Source organism: Pantoea sp. X-Soil-MYKO-1785 (assembly GCF_059730675.1).
Genome location: NZ_AP036000.1, coordinates 2,434,392 through 2,451,160, shown reverse-complemented (window position 1 = coordinate 2,451,160; position 16,769 = coordinate 2,434,392). Strand labels below are relative to the sequence as shown.

Genomic DNA, 16,769 nt, shown 5'->3' with positions numbered 1-16,769 from the left:
TATATCGCGTGGAAATCATTCTGCCGTAGGGTCAACCGGCCTGCAGCCCTTGTGCCGTCTGTCTTAAGTCCTGAACGCCCGCCATTACCGGTATCAGTATCGGCAGCAGCGGCTGCTGCCAGCGCAAGAGGCGGTGCGGGCTGCCAGCTGAAATTTTTGCCGCACGCCGCCATTCGCCGCCGCAGCGTTTACACTTAACTCAACGTTGTCTGGAACTTACCTTATGAAATGCGAACCGAGTGTTGCCGTAAGCCTGTTACTGGCTGGTTTGATTACTCCGTGGGTGGCGGCCAGCCAGTGCGGCCCGCACAGTGGTGCTATTGCCAGCAGTAATAATTGGATCCTGCTGGGCGGCAGCGCTAAAGGCGCGGTTAAGCAGGTGATTGCCGGAGAGTTTGGCAAAGACGTTAATTCGCAAAAGCGAGTGCTGGGTCAGTTCGATGCCTGCGGCGATCTGCTGGTGGCCGATGTCACTTACGACAAGAATGAGCGCAACGTGATCCTCAGTATGGAGCAGCACATTGCCCGGGTGCAGGGCGGCTGGGTGGCGGAATATGCCTGGCTGGTGAAGGTGCTGAAAGAGGGAAAAGAGGTGGTGGTCGATAACCGGCAGGGGACAATCAACTGGCAGAAGGGCAAGAACGGCAACATCACCAGCGCCTCGGATAAATTTACCAGCATGGGCACCCGCGGCTTTACGGACACCACCTATCGTTACGATCCGCAGTTCCGGCTGCAAAAGAGCGTAGCGCGCGGCAGCGATCAGCTGACCAACGGCGAGTCTCACTACCGCTGGAATCCGCAGGGACTGGTGACCCGTACCACCTCAACCCGCAGCACCGATAGCTACACCTACGACAATCAGTGGCGGGAACTGCGCCTGAACGGCACCGCGACCACGCCGCTGAGTACCATACGCACCGTCGATGAATGCCAGTCGTGGGATCAGGTTGGCAACTGTACCCTGAGCTACCTGCACGAAACCGAAGTGTTTACCCGCGGCACCATTGAGCGTCATCTCAGCTCAGCCTATAAATATGAGTACTGGGACCAGCCGGTAGCAGAAGAGTAGCGGGCGATCGCGCTATCAATCGCCCGCCGGATGTTATTCGACCGTCTTACTAAACGCATCCAGCGCCAGCAGGGCGTTGGCAATATCTTCCGGCGACAGGTTCGGGTTCAGGTTCTTCAGCGTATCCCCCTCGCTGTTAGCCAGCGCGCCTATTTTGACCAGGTTTTCCCAGCTCTCATTCTCCAGATGCAGCTCCTTCAGGGTGGTCGGCATGTTGATGGCGCGATAGAAACGAATGTAGCGCGCAATTTCGTCGTCCGGACGGCGCTCCAGCACCATCTGGGTCAGCGTACCGTAAGCGACTTTTTCACCGTGCGTCAGGTGATGGATATCGCCATCAATCGCGGTAAAGCCATTGTGGATGGCATGAGCCGCCGCCAGCCCGCCATTTTCGAAGCCCAGACCGGAGAGCAGGGTGTTGGCCTCTACCACCGCCTCGACCGCTGGCGTGACCCGTTTTTCGCTTACCGCCACGAAGGCGCTGTAGCCCCAGGTCAGCAGCGTCTCTTCACAGGCGCGGGCAATCGCCAGACCGGCGAGGGTAGGATCACCGTTTACCATCGATTTAGCGTGTGAACGGGCCACCGCCTGCGCTTCGACCCAGGTTGCCAGGCCATCGGCGATACCGGACGCAAACAGCCGCGCCGGCGCGCTGGCACACACCGCGGTATCCACCAGCACCAGGTCCGGATTTTTACTGTAAAAACGGTAGCTCTCAAACACGCCGCTGTCGGTATAGATCACCGATAGCGCGCTGCAGGGCGCATCCGTTGAGGCAATAGTTGGCACGATCGCCACCGGCTGTTTCAGCTCATCCGCCACTGCCTTTACCGTATCCAGCGTTTTACCGCCGCCCAGCCCGACCACCACATTACAGCCCTGATTTTTCGCCAGCTGGCTCAGTCGGCTAATTTCATTGCTGGAGGCTTCGCCATTAAACTGCTGCCAGTTAAACTTTACGTCCGCCGTTTGCAGTGCCTGCTGCGTGCGCTCGCCAATCAGGTTCCAGACAATTTCATCCGCCACCAGAAAAGCGTTGTCGCCCAGTTCGGCGATGTAAGGCCCCAGCTCATCCAGTACGCCAGCGCCCTGCACATATTTACGGGGTGAAGAGAAGATAAATTTACTCATAATCACAACTCCTTAATATGAAGATAAACCGCTGTTAGCCTGGCACAAAGTCGGCAGATGGGCGGCGTATTGTCGAATGAGATGCCGCTGCAAGCCTGTTAAGCTAAGGCCAGCCCGCCATCTTCCAGGAGATCCTGATGAGCACCACGCTGTTTTCTTTTCTGTTTGCGATTACTGTTCTGACCCTGACGCCGGGCTTTGATACCGCGCTGGTGTTGCGCTCGGCGGTGGCCCAGGGCGCGAAGCGCGCCAGCGTAACGGCGCTGGGCGTGACGCTCGGGTGCCTGGTGTGGGGCGTCGCGGTGGGATTCGGGTTAGGCGCGCTGCTGCTGGCGTCTGAAATGGCCTACAACCTGCTGAAGTGGCTGGGCGCAGCGTGGTTACTTTATCTGGGACTGAAACTGCTGCTGAAACCGCGTCAGCAGCCGATGATTCAGAGCGGGCAACCGCTGCTGCAACAGGGCTATCTTGCCTGCTTCAGCCGCGGTTTGCTGGGCAACCTGCTGAATCCAAAAGTGGGGATCTTTTATGTCAGCTTTCTGCCGCAGTTTATTCCGGCCGGGGCGTCGGTGGCGCTGTGGTGTAGCCTGATGGCGCTGACGCACATGCTGCTGGGACTGGTGTGGAATGCGGTGCTGATTGGCGGCAGCCACTATTTCGCCCGCCATCTGCGCCAGCCACGGGTGCTGAAAGTGATGGATCGCCTGACCGGCTGTGTGTTCATTGGCTTTGCGGCGAAACTGGCTTTGTCCCGCCGCTAAGCTTGAGGGAAGGGGCTTAAGGTTTGGTGGCAACCAGCACCGCGCGCAGCGGGGCGGGATAACCTTCGACCGTTTTGCTGGCGTCGTCAGGATCGAGGAACTCGGCCAGCGATTCACTGGTCATCCAGTCGGTACGACGCTGCTCTTCGGTAGTGGTGCGGGCGAAATCGACGATGCGGACATCGACAAAACCGCTCTTCTCCAGCCAGCTTTTCAGCGCCTCGGCCGACGGAATAAAGAACACGTTGCGCATCTGCGCATAGCGTTCACCGGGCACCAGCACCTGATTCACATCACCTTCGATCACCAGCGTTTCCAGCACCAGTTCGCCGCCGCTCACCAGCTGATTTTTTAGCTGCAGCAGATGGTCGAGCGGGGAACGACGATGGTAGAGCACGCCCATTGAAAACACGGTGTCGAACGCCTGCAGCGCCGGCAGCTGCTCGATGCCGAGCGGCAACAGATGGGCGCGGCGATCGTCATTCAGCAGCTTGCGCACCGCCTCAAACTGGCAGAGAAACAGCTGCATCGGATCGATACCGACTACCAGATGCGCACCGGCGCCGATCATCCGCCACATGTGGTAACCGCTGCCGCAGCCGACATCCAGCACCGTCCGACCCGCCAGCGAGGAGATATGCGGCAACACGCGATCCCATTTCCAGTCGGAGCGCCATTCAGTATTGATTTCGGTGCCGTAGAGTGAATAAGGCCCTTTGCGCCACGGCATCAGATTGCGCAGCAGTTTCTCAATGCCCTGACGGTGGCGATCGCTGATGTCATCGCGGTCAGCACTGACGCTGTGTAACAGGTCAAGCCGCTGCGGTTCGAGCAGCGGCAGATATTCCAGCGACTTATACCAGTCGCGGAAGTGTCCATGCAGGTTTTCCCGTTGCCATTCGCTGATTTGCGCCGGCAACACTTCCAGCCACTTCGCCAGCGGACCGACGGCAATTTGCTGATAAAAACGGCCAAAGTCGATCATTTCAATGCCACCAGAGAACCAAAGTTAAAGCACTGGAACCAGAGTTCGGCGTGCGAGAAACCGGCCTGTTTCAGGCGGGCTTTGTGTGCTTCTACGCTGTCGGTCAGCATCACATTTTCCAGCATGCTGCGCTTCTGACTGATCTCCAGCTCGCTGTAGCCATTGGCGCGCTTGAAGTCATGGTGCATGTTAAACAACAGTTCACCGACCTCGGCATCTTCAAAGCTGAATTTCTCCGACAGTACCAGCGCACCGCCAGGCTTCAGCCCGTGCCAGATCTTCTCCAGCAGCGCTAGCCGCGCCGGTGGCTCAAGAAATTGCAGCGTGAAGTTGAGCACCACCAGCGAGGCGTTTTCAATCGCAATATCGCGGATATCCGCTTCCAGCACCGTTACCGGCGTGTCAGCGCGAAAGGCATCAATGTGACGACGGCAGCGCTCAACCATGGCCGGGGAGTTATCCACCGCAATGATCTGGCAGCCGGGCACCTGAATATTGCGGCGCACCGAGAGGGTGGCCGCGCCGAGTGAGCAGCCAAGGTCATAAACCTGACTGTCGGGCGTCACAAAACGTTCTGCCAGCATGCCAATCATCGAGATGATGTTGGAATAGCCCGGCACCGAGCGCTGAATCATGTCGGGAAAGACTTCAGCTACGCGCTCGTCAAAAGTCCAGTCGCCCAGTTTTGCAATGGGCGCTGAGAAGAGTTGATCGCGGTCAGACATATCGAAAATCCGAAGAGACGACGGAAAGGGCGCTATTCTGGCAGAAAGTGGGGCGGGCTGCACCCCTTAACCCGGCAACACTCAGTGTAGCGTCACCACCAGTTCCCATGGCAGATAGATCAGGTTAAAAATCACCATGCCGCACAACGAAAACAGCGTCAGCAGCATGCCATATTTGCGGCCCGGCATGGCGCTGTGCCGCAGACCCCAGGCGTGCAGCAGGCGGCTGATAAAGAACAGCAGGGCGGTGAGGTGCACCATCCAGATATCGGCACCGTTCATCTCCATCATCACCAGCAACAGCAAGGCCAGCGGGATGGTTTCGATGGCGTTGCCGTGAATGCGTATCGCCATTTTCAGATCATGATAACCCCCGTCGCCGTACGCCACCCGATAGAAACGGCGGTAACGCACCACATCCAGCGTAAACTTCATGACCAGCAACGCACCCCACACCACGTATAACGCGCTAACCATTGTGACTCCATCAGCATCAGTAAGGCGGCTATTCTAACCAGCGCGCAGGGCGCTGTCCTGTCCACTGATTAAAACAGTGATTCCTGCTGCGGCCAGTCGGGACCGCTGCCAATCCGCGCATCAATCTGTTGCAGCTGCGGCCATAGCGCCTGCACCAGTGGAAATACCTGGCCCATATCCGGGGTGTGCAGAAACAGCATTGCGTCGCCCTGTTGCAGCCATTCAGTTAACTTTGTCCGCCAGATCTGAAACAGCGGCACGCTCTCCTCAACGCTGTCGCTGCCGATAAACCGCACCATCGGCTGCGAGCCGGTACGCACAGCATGCGGCGGCACCCGGGGCTTCTGCGCGCGTGCCGCCAGCGCCGCCGGGTTTTGCGAGGTTGAGGCGTGGACCGGGCGGCTGTCCAGCACCACCCGGTTAACGCCGCGCGCCAGCAGGCCGCGATTCAGCGCCCGCTCGGCTTCACCTTTAGCAAAAAACGCCGCGTGACGCACTTCGACCCCATATTCGAAACGCGCCGGCAGGCTGTCCAGAAAGCGCCAGAGATCGTTAAGCTGCGCCGGCGAAAAGGTGGCAGGCAGCTGCAGCCAGTACTGACCAATACGATCGGCCAGCGGCTCCATCAGTCGCAGAAAGTCGGTCAGCAGATCGTCGCTGTGCTGCAGCGCCGCCTGATGACTGATGGTATTGGGAAACTTAAAGCAGAAGCGAAAGTCGTCGTGGGTCATCTCCCGCCAGCGCAGCACGGTGTCGGGCGACGGCAGCGCGTACAGTGTGGTATTGCCTTCGACGCAGTGAAAATAGCGGGCATAATCCGCCAGGCTCTCAATGCCCCAGCGCTTCCAGTGCGAATGCTGCCACTGGGGCAGGCCGATACGAAGTGTCACACCCTCTCTCCTGGCTCTGAGTTACGATTTGCGATTATCCTCTAAGGTCACGCCCCGGTGCAAACAGGCCCGCTGCCGATGAAATCGCCGCTTTGGCGCGGCTCTACTTATCCTGTTTGCCTTTTTCCATTATAATGACCGCCATTTTTGCGACAGCATCGCATCAGGTTACGCGGCCGGATGCTGTCAGCTGCAGCGGCGAAGTTAAAAGGATAGTGTTATGCGTACAGAATATTGCGGACAGCTCAATCTGTCTCATGTGGGTCAGCAAGTCACTCTTTGCGGCTGGGTAAACCGCCGTCGCGATCTGGGAAGCCTGATTTTTATCGATATGCGCGACCGTGAAGGCATCGTGCAGGTATTTTTTGATCCCGATCGTCAGGACGCGTTTAAGCTGGCTTCTGAACTGCGTAACGAATTCTGTATCCAGATCACCGGTACCGTGCGTGCCCGTGACGATAAGAATAAAAACAGCGAGATGGCGACCGGCGAAGTCGAAGTATTTGCCCATGCGCTGAACATCATCAACCGTTCTGAACCGCTGCCGCTGGATGCTAACCAGAACAACAGCGAAGAAGCGCGCCTGAAATATCGCTATCTGGACCTGCGTCGTCCGGAGATGGTGACCCGCCTGAAAACCCGCGCGAAAATCACCAGCTTCGTGCGCCGTTTTATGGACGATGAAGGGTTCCTCGATATCGAAACCCCGATGCTGACCAAAGCCACGCCAGAAGGCGCGCGCGACTATCTGGTGCCAAGCCGGGTTCATAAAGGCAAGTTCTATGCGCTGCCTCAGTCGCCACAGCTGTTCAAACAGCTGCTGATGATGTCGGGCTTCGATCGCTACTACCAGATTGTTAAATGCTTCCGTGACGAAGATTTGCGTGCTGACCGTCAGCCCGAATTTACCCAGATCGACGTTGAAACCTCCTTCATGACCGCGCCGCAGGTGCGTGAGGTGATGGAGCGATTAATCCGTAATCTGTGGCAGGAGGTGCAGGGTGTCGATCTCGGTGAGTTCCCGCAGATGACCTTTGCCGAAGCGATGCACCGTTACGGCTCCGATAAGCCCGACCTGCGTAACCCGATGGAGCTGGTGGACGTTGGCGAACTGCTGAAAAATGTCGAATTCCAGGTCTTCGCGGGTCCGGCGAACGATGCCAAAGGCCGCGTGGCGGCACTGCGCGTGCCGGGCGGCGCGCAGCTGAGCCGTAAGCAGATTGATGAATACGGCAAGTTCGTTGAGATTTATGGCGCTAAAGGTCTGGCGTGGATGAAAGTCAACCAGCGTGCTGATGGGCTTGAGGGTGTACAGAGTCCGGTCGCGAAGTTCCTTAATGCAGAAATCGTGGAAGGCATTCTGAGCCGTACCGGTGCGCAGGATGGCGACATCATCTTCTTTGGTGCCGATCGCGCTAAAGTGGTGGCCGATGCGCTGGGTGCGCTGCGTCTCAAAGTGGGCCGCGATCTGAGCATCACCGACGAGAAAGCCTGGGCCCCGCTGTGGGTAATCGACTTCCCGATGTTCGAAGAGGACGAAGAGGGCGGCCTGGCGGCGATGCACCATCCGTTCACCGCACCGAAAGAGATGAGCGCCGATGAGCTGGCGGCCGATCCGACCCGTGCAGTGGCTAACGCCTATGACATGGTGATCAACGGCTATGAGGTCGGCGGCGGCTCGGTGCGTATCCACAACGGCAAAATGCAGCAGACGGTGTTCAGCATTCTGGGTATTGAAGAGCATGAGCAGCGCGAGAAGTTTGGCTTCCTGCTGGATGCGCTGAAGTTCGGTACGCCGCCGCACGCGGGCCTGGCATTTGGTCTGGATCGTCTGACCATGCTGCTGACCGGTACCGATAACATTCGTGACGTGATTGCGTTCCCGAAAACCACCGCTGCGGCCTGCCTGATGACCGAAGCCCCAAGCGAAGCGAATCCCGCCTCGCTGCTGGAGCTGGGCATTCAGGTGGTAAAAAAAGAAAAGCCTGAGACTAAATAATGGGCTATAAACATCCGGTTTCAGTGCTGGTGGTCATTGTGGCGCGCGACACTGGCCGGGTGTTAATGCTGCAGCGGCAGGACGATCCGGCCTTCTGGCAGTCGGTAACCGGCAGCCTGGAGGCGGATGAAACGCCGCTGGCCGCTGCCCGGCGTGAAGTGGGCGAGGAGTTGGGCATCGACGTGCTGGCGGAACGGCTGGAGGTGGAAGATTGTCAGCGTCAGATCGACTTTGAAATCTTTCCGCACTATCGCCATCGCTACGCACCCGGTGTCACCCATAATCACGAACACTGGTTCCGGCTGCGGTTGCCGGCAGAGCGGGCAATTGCGCTGACCGAGCATCTGGCGTTTCGCTGGCTGGCACCGGCAGAAGCGGCTGCGCTCACCAAGTCCTGGAGTAATCGCCAGGCGATTGAAGAATTTACCTGAATCGCTGCTGCCGCGCATTTTTCCGGCGGCGAATCGATTAAATTTATGAGTCTGGTGAGTTTTAACAGGACTACACCAACGTATTGAACAGTCAGGCGTACCCGGTGCCGTGAGGTTGTTCACCGCCAGCGCGACGTAGCCAGCGTACTGTGTACGTGAGTTGCGAGCCGGCCAGCGGGACAAGCCCGGCGGCAGGATAGCCTGCACCATGCTAAGTTCGGAGAAAAAGTAACATGGCAGGACATAGTAAGTGGGCAAATACCAAGCACCGTAAAGCGGCACAGGACGCGAAGCGGGGCAAAATTTTCACCAAGATCATTCGTGAACTGGTGACGGCGGCCAAACTGGGCGGCGGCGATCCGGGCTCGAACCCACGCCTGCGTGCCGCAATGGACAAAGCGCTCTCCAACAACATGACGCGTGAAACCATGGATCGCGCCATCGCGCGCGGCGTCGGCGGTGATGACAACGCCAACATGGAAACCATCATCTATGAAGGCTACGGTCCGGGCGGCTCTGCCATCATGATCGAGTGCCTGAGCGACAACCGCAACCGTACCGTGGGCGAAGTGCGTCACGCCTTCACCAAAACCGGCGGAAACCTCGGTACTGACGGCTCTGTTGCCTACCTGTTCAGCAAAAAAGGGGTGATCTCCTATGCGCCGGGTCAGGATGAAGATGCGGTGATGGAAGCGGCGCTGGAAGCCGGAGCTGAAGATGTGGTCAGCTACGACGATGGCGCGATTGACGTTTTCACAGCCTGGGAAGAGATGGGCGCGGTGCGTGATGCGCTGGAAGCGGTCGGCCTGAAAGCGGATACCGCTGAAGTGTCGATGATCCCGTCTACTAAAGCGGAAATGGATGCGGAAACGGCACCGAAACTGCTGCGTCTGATCGACATGCTGGAAGATTGCGACGATGTGCAGGAGGTTTATCACAACGGTGAGATCTCCGACGAGGTGGCGGAAACGCTGTAATGGCGCTGACCCGCACCTCCTTAACCGGAGAGGCTTAATGTCGATTATTCTGGGTATCGATCCCGGTTCGCGCATCACCGGTTATGGTGTCATTCGTCAGACCGGCCGCCAGCTCACCTATCTGGGCAGCGGCTGTATCCGCACTAACACCACTGAGTTGCCCGCCCGTCTGAAGTTAATTTATGCGGGCGTCTGCGAGATCATCACCCAGTTTTCGCCCGATTACTTCGCCATCGAACAGGTGTTCATGGCGAAGAACGCGGATTCTGCGCTGAAACTGGGCCAGGCACGTGGCGCGGCCATTGTCGCCGCGGTCAATCACGATCTGCCGGTGTTTGAGTACGCCGCGCGTCAGGTTAAACAGACGGTAGTCGGGATTGGCAGCGCCGAAAAAAGCCAGGTGCAGCACATGGTGCGCACCCTGCTGAAGCTGCCCGCCAACCCGCAGGCCGATGCTGCCGATGCGCTGGCAATCGCCATTACTCATTGCCACGTGTCGCAGAATGCCGCACGGATGAGCGACAGCAAGCTGGTGCTGACCCGCGGGCGTTTACGTTCAGGTTAGCCGCGCGGTTGCCGGCACACGCACAGGCTGGATATTCATCCAGCCTTTTTTATGTTATAAAATCCGCCACATTGGTTGGTTAAGGAAGCATTCAGGTGATAGGTCGTTTACGGGGCAATATTCTGGAAAAGCAGCCGCCGCTGGTGCTGCTTGAGGCACACGGCGTAGGGTATGAAGTCCATATGCCAATGACCTGTTTTTATGAGCTGCCGGAACTGAATCACGAAGCGGTGATTTTTACCCACTTCGTGGTGCGCGAAGATGCGCAGCTGCTGTTCGGCTTCAACAGCAAGCAGGAACGTGCGCTGTTTCGTGAGTTGATTAAGGTGAATGGCGTCGGCCCGAAACTGGCGTTAGCGATTCTTTCCGGCATGTCGGCGCAGCAGTTCGTTACCGCGGTCGAGAAAGAGGAGATCGCCTCGCTGGTGAAACTGCCGGGCGTGGGCAAGAAGACCGCCGAGCGTCTGGTGGTCGAGATGAAGGACCGCTTCAAAGGGATGCATGGCGATCTGTTTGGCGGCGATTCGGCCTTTACGCTTACCACGCCGAATGCCGAACCGGAAACCAACGATGCCGAAGCCGAAGCGGTTGCAGCGCTGGTGTCGCTGGGTTATAAACCGCAGGAAGCCAGTCGGATGATCAGTAAAGTCGGTCGACCGGATGCGGATTGCGAAACGCTGATCCGCGAAGCGCTACGCGCCGCCATTTGAGGTAAGTCATGATAGAAGCCGACCGCCTGGTCTCTGCTGTAAGCGTTAACGAAGAAGAGAGTCTCGATCGCGCCATTCGCCCGAAAATGCTGACCGAGTATGTCGGCCAGCCGCAGGTGCGTGAGCAGATGGAGATTTTCATCAAGGCAGCGCAGCTGCGCGGCGATGCGCTCGATCATCTGCTGATTTTTGGTCCGCCGGGACTCGGCAAAACCACCCTGGCGAACATCGTCGCCAATGAAATGGGGGTTAACCTGCGCACCACCTCTGGTCCGGTGCTGGAAAAAGCCGGTGACCTGGCGGCGATGCTGACCAACCTTGAACCGCATGACGTGCTGTTTATCGATGAAATTCACCGTCTGTCGCCGGTGGTAGAGGAAGTGCTTTATCCGGCAATGGAAGATTATCAGCTGGATATCATGATTGGTGAAGGTCCGGCCGCCCGTTCGATTAAGCTCGATCTGCCGCCGTTTACCCTGATTGGTGCCACCACCCGCGCCGGTTCACTCACTTCGCCGTTACGCGATCGCTTCGGCATTGTGCAGCGGCTGGAATTCTATCAGGTGAAAGATCTGCAGCACATTGTCGGCCGCAGTGCCGCCTGTCTGGGGCTGGCGCTGAGCGAAGAGGGTGCGTTAGAAATTGCCCGTCGCGCACGCGGTACGCCGCGTATCGCCAACCGCCTGCTGCGCCGGGTGCGGGATTTTGCCGAAGTGCGGGCTAACGGTGAGCTGAGCGGCGAGGTCTCTTCCAGCGCACTCGATATGCTGAACGTCGACAGTGAAGGGTTCGATTATATGGACCGCAAGCTGCTGCTGGCGATTATCGATAAGTTTATGGGCGGACCGGTCGGACTGGATAACCTGGCCGCTGCGATTGGCGAAGAGCGTGAAACCATTGAAGATGTGATCGAACCGTTTTTGATCCAGCAAGGGTTCATTCAGCGCACACCGCGCGGCCGGATGGCCACGCAGCATGCTTATCGTCATTTTGGCATCACCCGCGAGGTCTGATCAGACCGCCGGTTTGCGCACCATGCTGATAATAAACAGGATGGCGGCGCACAGTACCACCGACGGACCGGCGGGCGTGTCGTAGAAGGCGGAGAAGGTCAGGCCGCCGGTGACGGCCAGCACGCCAATAACCACCGCCACGCCAGCCATCCCCTCGGGTGAACGGACAAAACGTCGTGCGGTGGCGGCCGGGATAATCAGCAGCGAGGTAATGATCAGCGCGCCGACAAATTTCATCGCCACCCCGATAGTCAGCGCGGTGACCAGCATCAGAATCAGGCGGGTTCGCTGAATATTGACGCCATCCACCTGCGCCAGCTCCGGGCTAATGGTCATCGACAGCAGCGAACGCCACTGCCATGCCATCACCAGTAACACCACCACCACGCCGCCGCCCATCATCCACAGATCGTCCGGCGTCACCGCCAGCAAATCACCAAACAGATAGGCCATCAGGTCGACGCGCACGTTCTTCATCAGGCTGACCACCACCAGGCCCAGCGACAGCGCGCTGTGCGCCATGATGCCGAGCAGGGTATCGATCGCCAGATGCGGGCGGCGTTCCAGCCACACCAGCCCGAGTGCCAGGCAGACCGTCACCAGGATCACTGCGTAATAGGGATTAACGTTGAACAGCAGGCCAAACGCGACGCCGAGCAGCGAGGCATGGGCCAGCGTATCGCCGAAGTAGGACATTTTGCGCCAGACGACAAACGACCCCAGCGGGCCCGCAGCCAGCGCTAACATCACGCCACCTATCCAGCCCGGTAATAACAACTCAATCATGATGAACCCTGTCCTTTGCGTAAAACGATTCGTCCCTGCAGGTCGTGACGGTGATTATGATGATGACGATAAATGGCCAGTTGCTGCGCGCCGCGCGGACCGAACATCGCGATAAATTCGGGATGCTGCGACACCGCTTCCGGGGTTCCGGAGCAGCAAATATGGTGATTAAGGCACAGCACCTCGTCGGTTTTGGCCATCACCAGGTGCAGATCGTGGGAAACCATCAGCACGCCACAGTTCAGTTCATGACGCAGCTGGTCGATCAGGTCGTACAGCGCCACCTGGCCATTGACGTCAACCCCCTGAGTCGGCTCGTCGAGCACCAGTAACTGGGGCTGATTGAGCAGGGCGCGCGCCAGTAACACCCGCTGGGTTTCCCCACCGGAGAGTTTTTGCAGCGGTGCATTGAGCAGGTGCCCGGCCTGAACACGCTTCAGGGCGGGCAGGATCTCCGCGCTTTTACTGCCACGCGACAGGCGCATAAAGCGTTCAACCGTGACCGGCAGCGTCGGGTCGATGTGCAGTTTCTGCGGTACATAGCCGATACGCAGTGACGGATCACGCCTGAGCGTGCCGCTGGTCGGCGCGAGCAGGCCCAGCACCACCCGCACCAGGGTCGACTTACCCGCACCGTTTGGCCCCAGCAACGTCAGAATACGGCCCGGCTGCAGCGACAGACTGACGCCAGACAGCACATTGCGCTGGTCAAATTTAATCGAAACGTTTTCGAGTGTAACAAGTGAGGTCATAGTATTTACAGGTTGCACAGAATTTCGAATGTTATAATATCACATCCCACACCAAGGTCACGATGGAATGACGCATAATGTTACATATTAAAAAGGGCGCACTTTTCGCCTTAACTGCTTTCTCCGCTACAGCTTCTTTAACCTTTCCTGCACAGGCAAATGTGGTCGCTTCACTCAAACCGGTCGGTTTTATCGCGGCCGCGATTGCGGATGGGGTAACGCCGGTAGATGTGCTGTTGCCAGACGGTGCCTCTGAGCATGATTACGCCCTGCGTCCATCCGATGCAAAACGCTTAAAAAACGCGGACTTAGTGGTGTGGGTCGGGCCTGAAATGGAAGCCTTTATGGCGAAGTCGGCAGCTGAACTGCCAGCGAAAAAAAATCTGGCAATTGCCGATATTAATGGGGTGAAACCGTTATTGATTAGCGGCGGTGAAGATGAAGATGAACATACAGCGGAAAAATCCGAACAGCCGGATGCCGATGCCCATCATCATCATCACGGCGAATTTAATATGCACCTGTGGTTGTCGCCAGAGATCGCACGCAAAACCGCGGTTGCAATCCATGAAAAATTATTGGAACTTATGCCGCAAGATAAAGCCAAACTTGACGCCAACCTCCAGCAGTTTGAGGTAACTTTGGCGGACACGGACAAACGCGTTAACGCACAACTCGCACCGGTCAGAAACAAAGGATATTTCGTTTTTCACGACGCTTACACGTACTTTGAAAAACACTACGGTCTCTCGCCTGCCGGGCATTTTACCGTTAATCCTGAGATTCAGCCGGGCGCCCAGCGTTTACACCAGATACGAACACAGTTGGTTGAGCAGAAGGCGGTATGCGTCTTTGCTGAACCACAATTCAGGCCAGCAGTCATCGATGCTGTCGCCCGCGGAACGCAGGTGCGTAAAGGTACGCTCGATCCGCTGGGAACAGACATCAGCTTAGCTAAAGATAGCTATGTGAAATTCCTCTCACAGCTGTCGAGCCAGTATGCAAGCTGCCTGAATGGAGCATGAGGAATAGGTAAAAGTGCAGCAGATAGCCCGCTCTGTCGCCCTCGCATTTAATAATTTGCCGCGCCCCCACCGCGTTATGCTGGGTTCTTTAACCGTTGTAACTCTGGCCGTCGCCGTCTGGCGGCCTTACGTCTACCATCCTACCGATGATGTGACGCCTATCGTCAAAACCATCGAGCTGGATAAAAATGAACTCCGCACTTTGCTGCCGGAAGCCAGTGAGCCGATTGATCAGAGCACACCGGAACCGGACGAAGAGCTGCCGGCAGATGATGTCGATACTGGCGTGCCTGACACGCCGGGCGTCCACGAATATACCGTCTCCTCAGGCGACACGCTGAGCAGTGCGCTGAATCAGTATGGCATCGACATCGGCGACATCAATTCGCTGGTGGTCAGCGATCGTGATTTACGTAACCTGCAGGTCGGGCAGCAGCTGAGCTGGACCCTGGCCGATGATGGCAGCCTGAAAACCCTGAGCTGGGAGATCTCCCGCCGCGAAACCCGCACCTATGAGCGTACCGATAAAGGTGGCTTTAAAATGGAAGCGGAGATGCAGAAGGGCGAGTGGCGCAACAGCGTCCTGCAGGGTGAAGTGCGCGGCAGTTTTGCCGCCAGCGCCCAGCGGGCCGGGTTAACCAGTGCAGAAGCCAGCAGCGTGATTAAAGCGCTGCAGTGGCAGATGGATTTCCGCAAGCTGCGGGCCGGCGATCGGTTCAGCGTCTTAATGTCGCGTGAAATGCTCGACGGTAAAAGCGCGCAAAGCCAGCTGCTCGGCGTACGCCTGCGCAGCGGCGGCAAAGACTATTATGCCTTCCGCGCCGAAGACGGGAAATTCTACGATCGCAACGGCTCCGGTCTGGCGCGCGGCTTTATGCGCTTCCCGACGGTGAAACAGTATCGCGTCTCCTCTAACTTCAATCCGCGCCGTCTGAACCCGGTGACCGGGCGCATTGCGCCGCATAAAGGCGTCGACTTTGCGCTGCCGATCGGCACCCCGGTGCTGGCGGTGGGCGACGGTGAAATCGTGGTGGCGAAGAACGGCGGAGCGGCGGGTAACTACGTGGCGATCCGTCACGGACGTCAGTACATGACGCGCTATATGCACATGAAGAAGGTGCTGGTGAAGCCGGGCCAGAAAGTGAAGCGTGGCGACCGCATCGGGCTGTCTGGCAACACCGGACGTTCAACCGGGCCACATCTGCACTTTGAAATCTGGATCAACAATCAGGCGGTTAACCCGTTAACGGCTAAGCTGCCGCGGATGGAAGGACTGACCGGCAAAGAACGCAGCGAATATATGGCGCAGGTGAAATCCTGGCTGCCTCAGCTGGGTCTGAAATAAGCGAATTTCGTCACATCGCGCAAAAACCGACGGCAATCCCGTCGGTTTTTTTATATCTGGCGCACGATGATTGCAAATTTGCCTGTCGTCACTATCATTAGCCGGTCATTGCTTGAGGCGAGTGCATGGAAACCCGAAAAAAAAATAACGCTGAATTTATTCCCGTTTTTGAACGTTCATTTCTCAAACCTAAATACTGGGGAAGCTGGCTGGCGATTGGTGGACTGGCCGCGATGGCGATGTTACCGCCGAAAGTGCGCGATCCGCTGCTGGGTCGGTTAGGCCGCTTTGCCGGCAAACTGGCAAAAGGCGCCCGTCGACGCGCCCTGATTAACCTCTACTATTGCCTGCCGGAACTGAGTGAAACCCAGCGTGCCACGCTGGTTGATGAGATGTTTGCCACGGCACCGCAGGCGATGGCAATGATGACCGAATTAGTGCTGCGCGATCCGGCGCGAATTCGCGAGCGCGTAGAGTGGCACGGCCGTGAAATTATTGACCAGATGCAGGCAGAGCAGCACAACGTCATTTTTTTGGTCCCCCACGGCTGGGCGGTGGATATTCCCGCCATGCTGCTGGCGTCAGAAGGACAGAAGATGGCAGCGATGTTCCACAACCAAAGCGATCCGCTGATGGACTATGCCTGGAACACCGCGCGTCGCCGCTATGGCGGCCGGCTGCATGCCCGTAATGACGGCATTAAACCGTTTATCAGTTCGATTCGTCAGGGCTACTGGGGCTACTATCTGCCCGATCAGGATCACGGTGCTGAACACAGCGAGTTCGTCGACTTTTTCGCTACCTATAAAGCGACACTGCCCGCGGTCGGCCGACTGATGAAAGTGTGCCGCGCCCGCGTTGTGCCGCTGTTTCCGGTCTATAACAGCGACACGCATAAGCTGGAAATCTATGTGCGGCCACCAATGGACGATCTGCTGGACGCGGATGACCATCAGCTGGCGCGCCGGATGAATGAAGAGGTAGAGATATTTGTGCGCCCGCATCCGGAACAGTACACCTGGATCCTGAAGCTGCTGAAAACGCGCAAAGAAGGGGACATCGAGCCCTATTCACGGAAAGAGCTCTACCCACGCAAATAGTAAAAAGGCCGCGAAAGCGGCCTTT

The 16,769-nt window shown here is 57.6% G+C and carries 18 protein-coding genes; 11 read left to right on the top strand and 7 right to left on the bottom strand.

Translation table 11 applies throughout. The features are described from left to right. Positions 1 to 223 precede the first annotated feature (223 nt). Positions 224 to 1,072, top strand: coding sequence for a hypothetical protein (locus AC6I8D_RS11810; RefSeq protein ID WP_312055722.1), 849 nt, complete (start codon positions 224 to 226; stop codon positions 1,070 to 1,072). 33 nt (positions 1,073 to 1,105) lie between these two features. Here the strand turns inward: AC6I8D_RS11810 and AC6I8D_RS11805 are convergent, their stop codons facing one another. Beyond that, the gene (locus AC6I8D_RS11805) at positions 1,106 to 2,203 is read right to left on the bottom strand and encodes a glycerol dehydrogenase (RefSeq protein ID WP_312055723.1); all 1,098 of its coding nucleotides are present in this window, start codon (positions 2,201 to 2,203) and stop codon (positions 1,106 to 1,108) included. A gap of 137 nt (positions 2,204 to 2,340) precedes the next feature. On the opposite strand from AC6I8D_RS11805, the gene AC6I8D_RS11800 reads away from it, so the two are divergent. Then, positions 2,341 to 2,964 (top strand): LysE family translocator, encoded by a 624-nt coding sequence (locus tag AC6I8D_RS11800; protein ID WP_312055724.1) that lies wholly within the window; start codon positions 2,341 to 2,343, stop codon positions 2,962 to 2,964. 16 nt (positions 2,965 to 2,980) lie between these two features. Here AC6I8D_RS11800 and cmoB read toward each other — a convergent pair whose 3' ends face one another. The 4 genes from cmoB to AC6I8D_RS11780 all read right to left on the bottom strand — a co-directional run bounded on the left by cmoB (position 2,981) and on the right by AC6I8D_RS11780 (position 6,041). After that, entirely contained in the window at positions 2,981 to 3,949 is a 969-nt protein-coding gene (gene cmoB, locus AC6I8D_RS11795; RefSeq protein ID WP_031376659.1) for a tRNA 5-methoxyuridine(34)/uridine 5-oxyacetic acid(34) synthase CmoB, read from the bottom strand. Then, on the bottom strand, positions 3,946 to 4,674 hold the full coding sequence (cmoA, locus tag AC6I8D_RS11790; protein ID WP_031376660.1) for a carboxy-S-adenosyl-L-methionine synthase CmoA: 729 nt from the start codon (positions 4,672 to 4,674) through the stop codon (positions 3,946 to 3,948). The genes cmoB and cmoA overlap by 4 nt, the downstream gene beginning before the upstream one ends. A gap of 81 nt (positions 4,675 to 4,755) precedes the next feature. Further along, on the bottom strand, positions 4,756 to 5,151 hold the full coding sequence (locus AC6I8D_RS11785) for an MAPEG family protein (RefSeq protein ID WP_031376661.1): 396 nt from the start codon (positions 5,149 to 5,151) through the stop codon (positions 4,756 to 4,758). A gap of 68 nt (positions 5,152 to 5,219) precedes the next feature. After that, positions 5,220 to 6,041: a DUF72 domain-containing protein gene (locus tag AC6I8D_RS11780; RefSeq protein ID WP_497820233.1), complete on the bottom strand. Its 822-nt coding sequence runs from the start codon at positions 6,039 to 6,041 to the stop codon at positions 5,220 to 5,222. 220 nt (positions 6,042 to 6,261) lie between these two features. Between AC6I8D_RS11780 and aspS the strand changes: the two genes are divergently transcribed. The 6 genes from aspS to ruvB all read left to right on the top strand — a co-directional run bounded on the left by aspS (position 6,262) and on the right by ruvB (position 11,736). After that, a complete protein-coding gene (aspS, locus tag AC6I8D_RS11775; protein ID WP_312757256.1) occupies positions 6,262 to 8,040 on the top strand; it encodes an aspartate--tRNA ligase in 1,779 nt (592 codons plus the stop codon). Continuing rightward, positions 8,040 to 8,471 carry a dihydroneopterin triphosphate diphosphatase gene (gene nudB / locus AC6I8D_RS11770; protein ID WP_031377448.1) on the top strand — a complete coding sequence of 144 codons (432 nt, stop codon included), beginning with the start codon at positions 8,040 to 8,042 and terminating at the stop codon, positions 8,469 to 8,471. The genes aspS and nudB overlap by 1 nt, the downstream gene beginning before the upstream one ends. A gap of 233 nt (positions 8,472 to 8,704) precedes the next feature. Beyond that, on the top strand, positions 8,705 to 9,448 hold the full coding sequence (locus AC6I8D_RS11765) for a YebC/PmpR family DNA-binding transcriptional regulator (protein WP_031377447.1): 744 nt from the start codon (positions 8,705 to 8,707) through the stop codon (positions 9,446 to 9,448). Positions 9,449 to 9,485: 37 nt separating this feature from the next. Then, entirely contained in the window at positions 9,486 to 10,013 is a 528-nt protein-coding gene (gene ruvC / locus AC6I8D_RS11760; protein ID WP_031377446.1) for a crossover junction endodeoxyribonuclease RuvC, read from the top strand. Positions 10,014 to 10,108: 95 nt separating this feature from the next. Further along, positions 10,109 to 10,723, top strand: a complete 615-nt coding sequence (gene ruvA / locus AC6I8D_RS11755) for a Holliday junction branch migration protein RuvA (protein ID WP_031377445.1) — start codon at positions 10,109 to 10,111, stop codon at positions 10,721 to 10,723. Positions 10,724 to 10,731: 8 nt separating this feature from the next. Beyond that, positions 10,732 to 11,736 (top strand): Holliday junction branch migration DNA helicase RuvB, encoded by a 1,005-nt coding sequence (gene ruvB / locus AC6I8D_RS11750; protein ID WP_233987937.1) that lies wholly within the window; start codon positions 10,732 to 10,734, stop codon positions 11,734 to 11,736. Here ruvB and znuB read toward each other — a convergent pair whose 3' ends face one another. Beyond that, entirely contained in the window at positions 11,737 to 12,522 is a 786-nt protein-coding gene (gene znuB / locus AC6I8D_RS11745; protein WP_312055728.1) for a zinc ABC transporter permease subunit ZnuB, read from the bottom strand. After that, a complete protein-coding gene (gene znuC / locus AC6I8D_RS11740; RefSeq protein WP_312055729.1) occupies positions 12,519 to 13,274 on the bottom strand; it encodes a zinc ABC transporter ATP-binding protein ZnuC in 756 nt (251 codons plus the stop codon). The genes znuB and znuC overlap by 4 nt, the downstream gene beginning before the upstream one ends. A gap of 77 nt (positions 13,275 to 13,351) precedes the next feature. Between znuC and znuA the strand changes: the two genes are divergently transcribed. The 3 genes from znuA to lpxM all read left to right on the top strand — a co-directional run bounded on the left by znuA (position 13,352) and on the right by lpxM (position 16,744). Then, the gene (gene znuA / locus AC6I8D_RS11735) at positions 13,352 to 14,299 is read left to right on the top strand and encodes a zinc ABC transporter substrate-binding protein ZnuA (RefSeq protein ID WP_312055730.1); all 948 of its coding nucleotides are present in this window, start codon (positions 13,352 to 13,354) and stop codon (positions 14,297 to 14,299) included. A gap of 13 nt (positions 14,300 to 14,312) precedes the next feature. Next, complete coding sequence (gene mepM / locus AC6I8D_RS11730) at positions 14,313 to 15,644, top strand: murein DD-endopeptidase MepM (protein ID WP_312055731.1); 1,332 nt, start codon at positions 14,313 to 14,315, stop codon at positions 15,642 to 15,644. Between the two features lie 125 nt (positions 15,645 to 15,769). Next, on the top strand, positions 15,770 to 16,744 hold the full coding sequence (gene lpxM, locus AC6I8D_RS11725) for a lauroyl-Kdo(2)-lipid IV(A) myristoyltransferase (protein WP_497820232.1): 975 nt from the start codon (positions 15,770 to 15,772) through the stop codon (positions 16,742 to 16,744). The last annotated feature ends 25 nt before the right edge of the window (positions 16,745 to 16,769 follow it).